The sequence below is a fragment of the Aequorivita echinoideorum genome (genome assembly GCF_018476645.1).
Lineage (GTDB): Bacteria > Bacteroidota > Bacteroidia > Flavobacteriales > Flavobacteriaceae > Aequorivita > Aequorivita echinoideorum.
The window spans coordinates 106869-119157 of sequence record NZ_JAHCTB010000002.1; the positions used below are offsets into that span (position 1 = coordinate 106869).

A 12289-nucleotide genomic window follows, 5' to 3' on the forward strand; every position below is an offset into this window, starting at 1 on the left:
AATTCCGTTTCGTCCCATTTCCTTTCAACTCAATTCTTTGGTTTTCTATAATAATCTTGAAGGATGCGTTCACATCCTATATTTTATCTTTCAATGTTTATCACAGAATAAACTTTCAAACTTAAGATAGAAGCATACTTCCTTTGTAAGATTATCGTCCTAAATCTTTTGATGTTAGCAATGTGCTATTCATCAATCCACGTTTTTAAAAGGAGAAATATTTATTTCTTAAAAACTTCATTTTTTGTAAATGCTTTAACAATTGTTGAACCTTTTTCTAAATATCTTCGACAAAAAAAGTTAACCAATCAACAAATGCTATGAAAAACATTGAAAATTTATTTGAGTACAGCGTTGGGCAATTTGAAGCTATTGACCATCTGTTAACCATGGGCGTAGGGGCACACCTAGCGGCCCTTGTTTTTTTCTAATCGTTTCGCAATTTGTGGCACCAAAGTACCGTATAGCCACAGCCCTATCTTGTATTGTTATGGTAAGCGCGGGGCTTATTCTTGTAAGTCAGGCCAGCCTGCTTACTGATATTTTCACCTATAATGGTAACAGTTATGTGCTTTCCGAAGGTACTTTCAGCAATGGTTTCCGTTATGTGAACTGGATGGTAACCATTCCATGTCTTTTGGTACAATTGCTTATTGTGCTAAATGTAACTGGCGCAGCCCTTTTCAAAAAAGCGACCTTACTTATTCTGGCAGCTTGGGGAATGATTATTACAGGGTACGTTGGCCAGCTTTATGAGGTTTCTGAGATCACCAATCTCTATATTTGGGGTGCCAAAAGTACCGTATTTTTCGTAATTATGAATTTTATGGTGGGCGGAACCATTGCCTCGCAGAGAGCAACATTGACAGGCGGCACCAACACTACCATAATAAAAGTATTCTGGTTGATGATGTTTGCTTGGACGCTTTACCCAATTGCCTATTTGGTACCGGCGTTTATGAATTCAGCCGATGGGGTAGTTTTACGTCAAGCCCTTTTCACCATAGCCGACGTAAGTTCTAAAGCCATCTATGGTTTAATGATTACGTATATTGCCATAAAACAGTCTGCTGCTGCAGGTTATGTTCCCGCGGAACAAGCCCTTGGACGAATAGGTATGGACAAAAAAGTTGCCTAATTGCAAACTAAAGTCATATTAAAAAAAATAAGTAACAGCATAGCGCTACTGCCTTCGGGGCTGGCGCTATGTTTTTGCTTATTCGCAATTCTGTTGAATGTTATAGATCTGGGAATTGAGAACGATGGTATCTTGAAATATTTTCTAATTACAGCGAAGGAGGACAACCAGACCATTTACTCTTTTATTATTGGAGGGATTTTTACGCTAACCATCTTTAGCTATACCATGGTTATGAATGTTTTGAACCGAAACATCAATAACTATTCGCCACGTCTTATACCACTGCTCCTATCTGAAAAGCACCACCAATTGATTCTTGGCGTGACCAGCGGCACCATTATTTACGCGATGATAATGGCAGCGGCCGTAAGCCTTGACACTAATGATAGCCATCCGGCCATTGGTGCGTGCATTGGGATTCTTTTCGCCATAATCAGTGTGTTTCTTTTTATCTATTTTATTCATTCCATTTCACAGAGCATCCATATCAATAAAATTTTTAAGGATATGTATAATAGAACCCTAAAGAATCAAAAATGGGTGGATAAACTCAACCAAAAGAAAGGGAATGAAGAAGAAATATCAACTAACGAAACAATTGAAATTTTCTCCCAGCATTGTGGCTATATACAGAAACCCGATTTTGAATCGCTTGCCAAAATTTCCAAGGAACACAATCTTCCCATAAAACTGGAAATCCATTTGGGGGAATTTGTTTATAGGGACCAAAAGTTGCTTTCCCTTGGGAAAAAAGTGAGCGACAAAACCCTCAGACGCATTTTAAAGGCCTTGCCCATTTCTAATGAAGTGCCTATGGATCTTGTGGAAACCGGAATCAAACATTTTGTTGAAGTAGCCGTAAAAGCAAGTTCGCCGGCCATCAATGACCCCGGAACTTCCCGTACTGCCATTGAATACCTTTCGCAGATTCTTATCGATTACCAACCCATTCCTGAAACTATTCATATAAATGGCGGGATTGTAGTGACCAAACCTTTGCAATTTGAAACCTTACAGAATTGGTGTTTTGTAGAGATGGATCGGTATATGCACGATGACCCTTTGCTGGTAAAGGTTTTGGAAAATGCCAAGAGAAATATTGCGCGATATAGAACCCAATCATAAAAGGTTTGTGGATAAAGGCTTTAATTTTCAGCATTGTAATCTCCGCGTTATTCCTAGGAGTTTTGGGGACAGGCGCCTTTAATCCAGATTTACCTTGGGTGTTTTACACTTGCCTTTTTCTTATACTTACCATAGGGCTTATCCACGGTTGCAATGATTTGTATTTATTGAAGCACAAAGCTCTTGATGGCCTGCCGAATATTGCCATCAAATTGATTGTGTATATCGCGATCATTTCTATAATGGTTTTTCTTCTATTTTTCACTAGGGAAATCGGGATTCTGTTTTTTCTGATACTAAGCGCCTATCATTTTGGGGGGAAACTTTTAAGCGGACTTCTAATGGCGAAAGGATTTGCCGCGTATGCCATTTATTTGCTTTATGGTATCAATCTTTTTACTTTAATGTTTATTGGGTCTTATGAGCAGTTGTATTTTGTATTGGAACATTTTCACCTTTCAAATATTTCCTTTGAAATACTGCGTGGCGGAACACTCATACTTTTGATTATGACACTGGTAATACTGCTCTCCTATTTTTCATTCCGCCGACTTACATTTCCAAATTTCATACTGGTTGTTGGGATATTATTATTGGTATTATCCGCGTCTTTGCTTACAAATCTTCTCATCAGCTTTACATTAGTGTTTGTATTTTTCCACAGCCTCCCTTCCTTGGTATCACAAATCCAAGCCATTCAAAAAGATAAATTTTCAAATAAGCTCTTTATTTATCTGAAACAATCGGCAGGTATTTACCTTATTTCGATTGGCATTTTGGGTATTGGGTATTATTTCAGGGAAAATTTTCAATCTGAGGATTTGATTCTATTTCTGTTGGCAGCAACCACAATCCCGCATATAGCCTTGATGGCATTACAGAAAGCCGTTCCGCAGAAGTTTTTATTCAGAAATGGAAAAGTGGGGGTAATGGAATTTTAGGCCTAAACACGCCACAAGTGTTTTCATACACTATCTATACATTATCCATACACCATCCATACATTATCCATCATCAATAAACTATGTGATAAACCCTGAAATAAATTATCTAATTCGCGGAACAGTTGGGACAAATTCCAGAAAGCACAAAATTGCTTTGGTGTATTTTATAATTTTTCGGAAGGGTGAAATTCGGTTTTATTTCCTCAAGACAAGTAACCGTCTGGCAGCGTTCGCAATTAAAATGCACGTGGGTAGCAGATGGTGTATTGGCAGCATATTCACAGGCCGCATAATTAATCACCCCATCCACATTTACAATTTTGTGGATTGAACCTTTCTGTGCCAACCTTTCCAAAACCCTGTAGATCGTGGCCCTATCACAAAATCCCTCGGGCAGCATATTTTGAACTTCTGAATGGGATAGTGCTATTTCCGAATCCTTGATAATATCATAAATTTTTTGCGTGGCCTGTGTATTTCTCATCTTCAATTAAAACTTTTATTGCAACACTGTTGCATTTGCAAAGATAATGATTATTTTTGCGACATTGTTGCACTAATCTTTTATTATGAAAGAACGCTTGTTTGACTTGGCAGGAATGGGCGCTGCCTTGCTCTGTTTGATCCACTGCCTGCTTCTACCCCTTTTACTCATTGTTCCTTTTGGAATTACGGACAATCCCTATATTGACATGGGTTTTCTTTTTTTGGGTGCGTTTCCGGTATATCGTGTTTTAAGCGGTAATGCTACACGGCTGGTGAAGATGACCTTACTTATTTCGTTTATCCTTATTGCGGTCTCCATCGTTGTTGATTTGATTTTTCATATGCACACCGGGCTTATCTATGTGGGTGCATTCGGACTTATTACAGGACATTTTTTGAATTACAGAAGCCAAAGAAATTGATTATATATTAGAATTATGAAACAACAGAAAGACTTTGACGTACTCATTATCGGCGGGAGTTATTCGGGGCTTTCCGCGGCCCTGGCACTGGGCAGGTCGCTTAGGCACGTATTGATACTTGACGCCGGGCAGCCTTGCAATAGGCAAACACCGCATTCGCATAATTTTATAACACACGATGGGGAAACGCCGAGGAATATTTCTGAAAAGGCAAAAGAACAAGTTTTGAATTACCCAACAGTAATATTCCAAGAAGATTTTGTGGTAAGCGGAAAAAAGACTGCAGCTGGCTTTGAGGTTGAAACCGAAAAAGGAAACAACTTTAGGGGAAAAAAACTGATTTTCGCTACCGGAGTAAAAGATATTATGCCAAATATTGAAGGTTTTTCGGATTGTTGGGGGATTTCTGCCATCCATTGCCCGTACTGCCACGGCTATGAATTTAAAAACGCAAAAACGGGCATTATGGCAAATGGCGAGCGTGCCTTTCACATCGCTGCGCTGGTGCGAAACCTAACGAAGGAACTAACCATTTTAACCCAAGGCAAAGCTGAATTCACCGAGGAACAATTTCAAAAATTGAAAAAGAATAGAATAAAAATTAACGAAATTCCCCTACAATCTATTTCGTACGAAAATGGATATATGAAATCCGTACATTTTGCCGACGGAAAGGAGGAAAATTTTAAAGCAGTATATGCGGCCTTACCGTTTGAACAATCCATAAATCTGCCCGTAGCATTGGGTTGCGAGCTTACTGAAATTGGTCATTTAAAAGTAGATTTCTTACAAAAAACAACTATTCCCGGCATCTTTGCCTGTGGGGATAATGCCAGCCCTATGCGTTCGGTAGCCTATGCCGTGGCAACCGGAAATATTGCGGGCGCTATGGCCAATAATGAACTTTGTGTGGCGGATTTTTGAGAATAGGAAACAACTTTGCAAGAATAGTTTGCTATTTTTGTAACTATTGGTATGGGAAAAGCAATTAAAAATAAAACGGCATTAGTCCTTCTTCTATTATTCATTTCGGTGAAGCTGGCTGGAGTCCACTCGCTCTTTCATAGCTTAGATGATGATAAACATGCCGTACATTGTGTTCTCTGCGATCTCGCGATTACGAACAATTACATCACGCCGGTTCTACTTCCCCATGATCCATATCCAGATTTAAAAAAGGAATTTGTTTTAAATCACAAAAAAACAATTATTGAATCTGCTAATCAGTATATTCAGAACACTGCTGTTCACAATCCTCTTTTTTCCAGACCTCCACCTCATTATTTAGTATAAAAATTTTTGCAGGTATTCATAACAGGCCGTTCCTACTCTTGGCTTGTTAAAGATGATGTATGTGTTTTCACTAAAAGTTTGCCTTAGCCGTGCGTGTACAGACCTAAATGTAGCGAAGCGCCTGTTATTATACCTGTTTTTGAAATAGCTCTTCCGGAGTCATCATTTTTTTTCAAATTTTAAAATACTCATTAATGAATTGGGATTTTCTTGCAAAAACCTCCATTGTTCTGCTCTGTTTGGGTTGTACCGAACCTGTTCAGAAACAGAAAGATGCTTTAATTGACAAAAGCGCAATCAATAAATCTTTTAGCCGTACGGAAAACCAGGTTTCCTTCAGCCATTTGTATGTGGTTTTGGATAGTATATCATATAACATGATGCTCCATAATGATTATTTAAAATCAACTTATGCGGGAATGGATAGCGGGCTTCCCGGTTTCAGTCCCATTGATTCCACAGCCAAGTCTATTTATTTACGGGGCAGGAATAGCTATTTGGAAATTTTGGGCCCTCAGAACAGTTTTGCAGAACCTGTTGGCCAAAATGGAATTGGTTTCGCACTAGAAGCAGAAAATGGATTTTCGCTTCAAAATAAACCACATTTAAAAGAAACGGACACCAAATTTTTAACTGAAAGCGATACCGTTACATTCCTTGTAAACAATAAAAATATAATTTGGTATAAGCCCTTTTATACCGTGGGAATGGAAACCAATATCTACACTTGGTATTCCTATAGAAACCCAGAGTTTTTGTCTGCCCTCTATAATAAAAATATCGAAAAATATACTGAGGAAGCTTATTTGCAAGGAGGCTACAAGCCACAAAAACTTTTTGAAAATGTCACACAAGTTGAAATTGAATGCAGCCGTGCAGACCATTACCGAATCTCGAAAGAACTACAATTATTAGGCTGTAAATTAAAACTGAAGAGCCAAGACACCTTAAATTTTGCCGTGGGAAATATTGACGTAACCCTTGTTCGAAACCAAACAATTACGAAGAGTTACATCTCCCGAATTGACGGGACTTTGAATGCAATGGACAACCGCACGCTTGATTTTCATAATCTCAAAATCGAAAACAGTGGACGTTCCACCCGCTGGCATTTTAAACAACAACTGAAATCAAAATAAATTCAATAACCATAAAAAAGAAAAAGTATGAAAATCAAAACCAACATCGCTATTATCTTAATGGGCATTTTATTAGTAGGCTGCAAGCAAAAAACTTCGGAAGCGAATGCAACCATGAGTCCGGAAACCGAAGCTTCTGAAAATAGTTCCGCTACCCAAATCACCCTTGAAAAACTCGAAAGCTCTCCGTCTTTTTCAGAAGCCTCATTAAAATTGATGAAACCTTCAGAGGAAAACATCACAAACGAAAACGACAGCGTAGCATTTAACTTCGATGTAAAAAACTATGAACTTGGCGCGCAGACCAATTCAAATTTAACCCAAATGCTCGCCAATTCAGACAAAGGGCAGCACATCCATTTTATTGTGGACAACGACCCCTATTCAGCACATTATGAATCAAATTTCAAAAAGGAATTGACCCCAGGGACGCATTATCTAGTGGCATTTTTAAGCAGGTCGTATCACGAAAGTGTAAAAAATCCAAATGCATTTGTCGCTAAGAAGGTTACAATAGGTAAAACAGCGTCAAATGGCCCAAAGGTTGACCTCAACACTCCCACCATAATTTACAGTAGGCCCAAAGGCGAATACGCTGGAAAGGATACCGAGAATCTATTACTCGATTTCTATTTATTAAACACTACGCTCTCTGAGGGCGGTAATTACGTAAAAGCAACCATTAACGGACAATATTTTGAGCTAACGGAATGGGTTCCCTACATAATAAAAGGGCTGCCCAAAGGCGAGGTTACCGTGAAATTAGAACTCGTTGACAAAGACGGAAACTTGCTTCCCGGCGCATTCAATTCGGTAGAGCGAAAGGTAACATTAAAGGAATAATTAAAACGAAATTTATGATAACTACACAGAACCTGACGAAAAAATATGGGGATCATTTGGCATTAAACAAGCTGAATCTCACCGTAGCTGAGGGTAATATATATTGTCTTTTGGGGGCCAACGGTGCTGGAAAAACCACGACTATAAATCTTTTATTGGGATTTGTGCAACCTACTTCCGGTAGCGCCAGTATAAATGGGATCGATGTAACTACCAATTCGAGGGAAGCTAAAAAATACTTAGCCTACATTCCAGAAAATTTGATGCTGTATCCCAATTTATCTGCGATGGAAAACTTGGACTATTTCTCTGGAATTGCTGGAAAATCACTGTCCAAAACCCAATTGAAAGCATTTTTGGCGGAAGCAGGTTTACAGAATAATGCTTTTGAAAAGCGCATCGCTACATTTTCAAAAGGAATGCGGCAAAAAGTGGGAATTTCTATAGCATTGGCAAAGGATGCGAAGGTTTTGTTATTAGATGAGCCTACCCCTGGTCTTGACCCCAGCGCCAGCAATGAATTTGGTTTGCTCTTACAAAGATTAAAAGAAAAGGGAGTGGCCACTCTAATGGCGACCCACGACATTTTTAGGGCGAGAGAGGTGGCCACACACATTGGGATTATGAAGGATGGCCAACTGAAGCAACAATTTGTGGCTTCAGAAATTTCTCTGGGAGATTTGGAGAATGCATACTTAAAGACGATGGATTACAAAAATGCGTTGCCATGATCTTAAAGACCTTCATCAAAGAAATAAAGGAATTGTCCCGTGAGAGCCGGGTACGCTTATCGCTCCTAATTGTTCTGTTGTTACTGGGCGTTGCTGTTTTTATCAGTTCGCGCCAATACCAACAAGTGAATACCCAATATGAAACTGCAACGCAAAGCGAACGCGCCAATTGGGATAACCAAGGGGAAAAGAATCCCCATTCAGCGGCACATTATGGAACCTATGCCTTTAAACCAAAATATCCTTTATCACTTTTGGATCAAGGGGTGGACAAATATACGGGGACTTCCGTATTTCTGGAAGCGCACGCACGCAACGAAGCACGCTTTAGTGCTGCGGCAGACCAAACAGGATTGGCACGGTTTGGCGATCTTACGCCAGATTTTATTCTTCTTTTTCTCATCCCACTGCTTATTATTTTATTGGGTTACAATAGTTTTACAAAAGAGCGGGAAATGGGCACGCTCACGCTTTTAAAAAGTCAGGGAATTTCCGGTTGGCGATGGATGTTGGGCAAATGGATGGCGCTTTTTGTACCCATTTTTTTGATTGCTTTCCTATTATTTTTAATAGCAGGATTTGTGCTATCAGGCTTACAGGACTTTGGCGCATTTAGTTGGAAAGCTCTATTTGCAATGTTTGCGGTCTATATTGTTTTCTATGCGGTTTTTATAAACATTGTTTTAATCATTTCAGCTTCAGTTAAAAAATCAGGCATCTCACTGGTTAGTGCACTGGGCATATGGATACTCGCTTGTTTAGTGGTACCAAAGATGGCTACCAATATTGCACAGGCCAAATATCCATACCCAACGGCGCAGGAATTTGCAGCAAATATTTTGGCAGATAAGGAAAAGGGACTTGACGGACACAATCCGTGGAGTGAGGAATCAAAAAAGCTGGAAAAAGAAATGCTTGAAAAATATGAGGTGGATAGCATAAGCCAATTACCCTTCAATTTTGATGGATATAGAATGCAGAAAGGTGAAGAACACGAAGCTATGGTATATTTTAAACATTATAATTACCTGAAAGAACAGTATGCAAAGCAAACAGAGGTGTACCAAAGTATGGCTGCCATTTCACCCTTTTTACCTGCCCGGTTTTTGAGCATGTCCATTGCCCATACTGATTACGAAACACACTGGAATTTTAATGATGCTGCAGAACAGTATCGTATAAACACACAAAAATTCCTAAATGACCACTTTGCGGAAAACTCAAAATTTGGCGACTGGTCCTGGCAGGCGGATGCTGATTTTTGGAAGAAATTACCCGCATTTAAATATGAGCCTTCAAACCTGAAACAAACACTATCACAGAACAATGGCAATATTGTACTGTTGGGTGGATGGCTTGTGCTCTCTTTTGGGATACTATTATTTGTTGTAAAAATTAAATAGCTATGTTGAAGTACAATTTTAAATATGAATTAAAGCAATTGTTGCGAAATAGGTGGATCCAATTGTTAAGTGTGCTTTTGCTGTTGTTATTCGGGTTTGCCACTTATAATGGATTGCAAAAAATTGAAGAACGCGAAAAAGTGATAACGGCTGCAAAGGAAGAAACCTTACGAAATGATGAAAGTATGGTAATGCTTTTGGACAGTCTGGACAGGGGGATGGAAATTTCCGTTTCGCCTTGGAGGTATCCAAACAATCCTATGGTAGTAGGTAATTATTATCCCCGGTTGGCAGCGATGCCGTCACACAATTTTACCTTTATCGCTACGGGACAGAGTGATATGTATTCGCATTACAAAAAACCAGCCGTTTCCCGCTCTGGATTTATGGAGGACTATACCGAAATGACAAGCCCCATACAATTGCTTTTTGGAAGTTTTGATCTCGCCTTTGTTATAGTATACCTATTGCCTTTGCTGATTATCGCATTTAGCTATGATATCCTTTCTGCAGAAAAGGAATCAGGATCCTTACGTCTTTTGGCCGCGCAACCTATACGTATCGAAAATTGGGTCTTGCAAAAATTGGGATTGCGATTTTTTTGGCTATCAGTTTTAGTTATCTTGGCAATGCTTGTTATATTTTTCATTTTCGGTTTAAATCCGTTTGTGTCAATAAAGCTGTTACTCGGGTTAATAGGTATAACAATAGTCTATATGTTATTTTGGTTCGCTGTTGCTTTTCTTGTAAACGTATGGGTAGGTAGTTCCGCAAGAAATGCCGTTTCCCTTTTGGGATTTTGGATCTTTTTCGTTCTATTGATTCCCTCTGTCCTCAACCAATTGGGAAGCTCGCTCTACCCCATGCCCTCACGGGCGTTGATGATAAACCAAATACGCACATTACAGGCAGATGCCACGAAAAGGCAGGATGAAATTCTGGACAATTACCTGCGGGACCATCCGGAATATGCCATTAACGATTCAACACAACAGCGCACTTTTTGGCATAGTTACTTTGCTTCAGAGAATTTGGTTCGACAGGAATTAGCACCTGTTCTGGAAAACTATGACTTGCAGTTGGAAAAACAACAGGAATGGATATCCTATTTTAAGTGGATTTCTCCTGCCATAATTACCCAGGAATCAATTACAAAAATGGCCGGGACCTCAACTTCCGATTATGGAAATTTTCGGAAGCAAGTGGAAGGATTTTCCGAAACCTGGCGCAATCATTTTGTGCCCTATCTATATAACAACAGAAATTTTACAAAAGCGGATGTAGTAAAACTTCCGCAGTTTGAATATATGGCATTAAGGCCAAAATTCTTATCTGCCTTCACAATTTTAGGAATTGCAGTAATTTTTCTTGCACTAGGATTATTTATAGCTATTAAAAACAGAAATCATCTAGTACTTTCAAATGCCTAATATGCTGATCACAAAAAACATATCTTTTCAATACAGCACTAAAGATAGTTTACTGAAATTTCCGGATATCACATTGAGCGATAATGATAACGCGGTGATTCTGGGAAAATCGGGGGTCGGAAAAACCACTTTGCTCCATATTATTGCTGGACTTCTGCGCCCAAAAACGGGAAGCGTATTCTTCAATGATATTACTATTGAAAAACTCTCCTCAAAAGAGAAAGATCAATTTATTGGTCAAAATATCGGGATGGTATTTCAAAAGAGTTATGCTGTAAAAACGCTCAATGTTGTTGAAAATCTACAGGCACGTTTATATTTTGCAAAGGAAAAAAATCAAAAAACTTTAACCTATTCCCTTTTGGAGCAGTTAAATCTTGAAAGATGTGCAAAACACAAAATTTCTGAACTCAGTGAGGGGCAGCTACAGCGATTAGGAATTGCAATGGCAGTGGTACATCAGCCCAAATTGATATTAGCAGATGAGCCCACTTCAAGTTTGGACGACGAAAATTGTGAAGCCGTAATGCAATTGCTACTACAGCAAGCAAAACAAAATCACGCTAATCTTTTGGTGATTACGCACGATCAACGTGTAAAGCCTTTGTTCCAAAATGTTATGGCGTTATGAATCTTTGGAAAATAACCTTTAGCAATATATTATACAAGCCACTGTATTCAATATTAAGTGTTTTATCACTTTCCATAAGTATTGGGCTTTTACTGGGAATTCAGCAAATGGACGCTTCCCTGCAGGATCAGCTAAAGAATAGCTATGGAAATATAGATATGGTGATAGGTGCAAAGGGTAGCCCTTTGCAACTTATATTATCTTCGGTGCTGCACATAGATAATCCTACTGGCAATATATCGCTGAAGCAAGCGGAAGAAATAGCCAAAAATCCCTTGGTAAAACTTGCGGTGCCCATATCCTACGGCGATAATTACTTAGGTTTTCGCATAGTAGGTACTAATAGTGATTTTTCTAAATTCTTTAATGCGAAACTTGGGACAGGAAGGCAAGTGGCAGCACCTCTGGAAGTGATACTGGGAAGTGAGGTTGCTTCCCAAGCAAATTTAAAAATAGGCGATACATTTTTGAGTTCGCACGGATTGGCGGAAAGTACAGAAGACGTACACCATCATCCTATGAAAGTTGTTGGTATTTACGAAAGAACGGGGAAGGTTATTGACAGGCTAATAGTTAGCAAACTTGAAAGTATTTGGGAGCTACACCACCACGAGAAAGCGTCTGGTCACGAATTTCACGATAGTGATCACAATGATATTGAACAGAAAATTGAAGATACTTAAGTAAATGAAGCGCGTGAA

General features: G+C 39.1%; 13 protein-coding genes. 12 read left to right on the forward strand and 1 reads right to left on the reverse strand.

All coding sequences use genetic code 11. The features are described from left to right. Nucleotides 1-445: 445 nt before the first annotated feature. The 3 genes from KIV10_RS04145 to KIV10_RS04155 are packed head-to-tail and all read left to right on the forward strand — an operon-like array spanning nt 446 to nt 3207. Nucleotides 446-1138: a bacteriorhodopsin gene (locus tag KIV10_RS04145; RefSeq protein WP_214112240.1), complete on the forward strand. Its 693-nt coding sequence runs from the start codon at nt 446-448 to the stop codon at nt 1136-1138. Beyond that, nucleotides 1139-2266 (forward strand): DUF2254 domain-containing protein, encoded by a 1128-nt coding sequence (locus KIV10_RS04150; protein ID WP_214112241.1) that lies wholly within the window; start codon nt 1139-1141, stop codon nt 2264-2266. It begins immediately after the preceding gene. Between the two features lie 5 nt (nt 2267-2271). Then, the gene (locus KIV10_RS04155) at nt 2272-3207 is read left to right on the forward strand and encodes a Brp/Blh family beta-carotene 15,15'-dioxygenase (protein WP_214112242.1); all 936 of its coding nucleotides are present in this window, start codon (nt 2272-2274) and stop codon (nt 3205-3207) included. A gap of 109 nt (nt 3208-3316) precedes the next feature. On the opposite strand, the gene KIV10_RS04160 is transcribed toward KIV10_RS04155, so the two are convergent. Then, nucleotides 3317-3694, reverse strand: coding sequence for a Fur family transcriptional regulator (locus KIV10_RS04160; protein ID WP_214112243.1), 378 nt, complete (start codon nt 3692-3694; stop codon nt 3317-3319). Nucleotides 3695-3779: 85 nt separating this feature from the next. Here KIV10_RS04160 and KIV10_RS04165 point away from each other — a divergent pair, with 85 nt between their 5' ends. From KIV10_RS04165 to KIV10_RS13875, 9 genes are all read left to right on the forward strand, one after another. Beyond that, nucleotides 3780-4118, forward strand: a complete 339-nt coding sequence (locus KIV10_RS04165; RefSeq protein ID WP_214112244.1) for a MerC family mercury resistance protein — start codon at nt 3780-3782, stop codon at nt 4116-4118. Nucleotides 4119-4133: 15 nt separating this feature from the next. Then, on the forward strand, nt 4134-5042 hold the full coding sequence (locus KIV10_RS04170) for an NAD(P)/FAD-dependent oxidoreductase (RefSeq protein ID WP_214112245.1): 909 nt from the start codon (nt 4134-4136) through the stop codon (nt 5040-5042). Nucleotides 5043-5605: 563 nt separating this feature from the next. Beyond that, the gene (locus KIV10_RS04175; protein WP_214112246.1) at nt 5606-6550 is read left to right on the forward strand and encodes a DUF5829 family protein; all 945 of its coding nucleotides are present in this window, start codon (nt 5606-5608) and stop codon (nt 6548-6550) included. Nucleotides 6551-6577: 27 nt separating this feature from the next. Then, nucleotides 6578-7393, forward strand: a complete 816-nt coding sequence (locus KIV10_RS04180; RefSeq protein WP_214112247.1) for a hypothetical protein — start codon at nt 6578-6580, stop codon at nt 7391-7393. Between the two features lie 14 nt (nt 7394-7407). Continuing rightward, the gene (locus KIV10_RS04185; protein WP_214112248.1) at nt 7408-8124 is read left to right on the forward strand and encodes an ABC transporter ATP-binding protein; all 717 of its coding nucleotides are present in this window, start codon (nt 7408-7410) and stop codon (nt 8122-8124) included. Then, nucleotides 8121-9527, forward strand: coding sequence for a DUF3526 domain-containing protein (locus KIV10_RS04190; RefSeq protein WP_214112249.1), 1407 nt, complete (start codon nt 8121-8123; stop codon nt 9525-9527). Before KIV10_RS04185 ends, KIV10_RS04190 begins: the two co-directional genes overlap by 4 nt. Nucleotides 9528-9529: 2 nt before the next feature. Then, entirely contained in the window at nt 9530-10957 is a 1428-nt protein-coding gene (locus KIV10_RS04195) for a DUF3526 domain-containing protein (RefSeq protein WP_214112250.1), read from the forward strand. Between the two features lies 1 nt (nt 10958). Next, the gene (locus tag KIV10_RS04200) at nt 10959-11588 is read left to right on the forward strand and encodes an ABC transporter ATP-binding protein (protein ID WP_214112251.1); all 630 of its coding nucleotides are present in this window, start codon (nt 10959-10961) and stop codon (nt 11586-11588) included. Beyond that, nucleotides 11585-12271, forward strand: coding sequence for an ABC transporter permease (locus KIV10_RS13875; protein WP_246516183.1), 687 nt, complete (start codon nt 11585-11587; stop codon nt 12269-12271). Before KIV10_RS04200 ends, KIV10_RS13875 begins: the two co-directional genes overlap by 4 nt. The last annotated feature ends 18 nt before the right edge of the window (nt 12272-12289 follow it).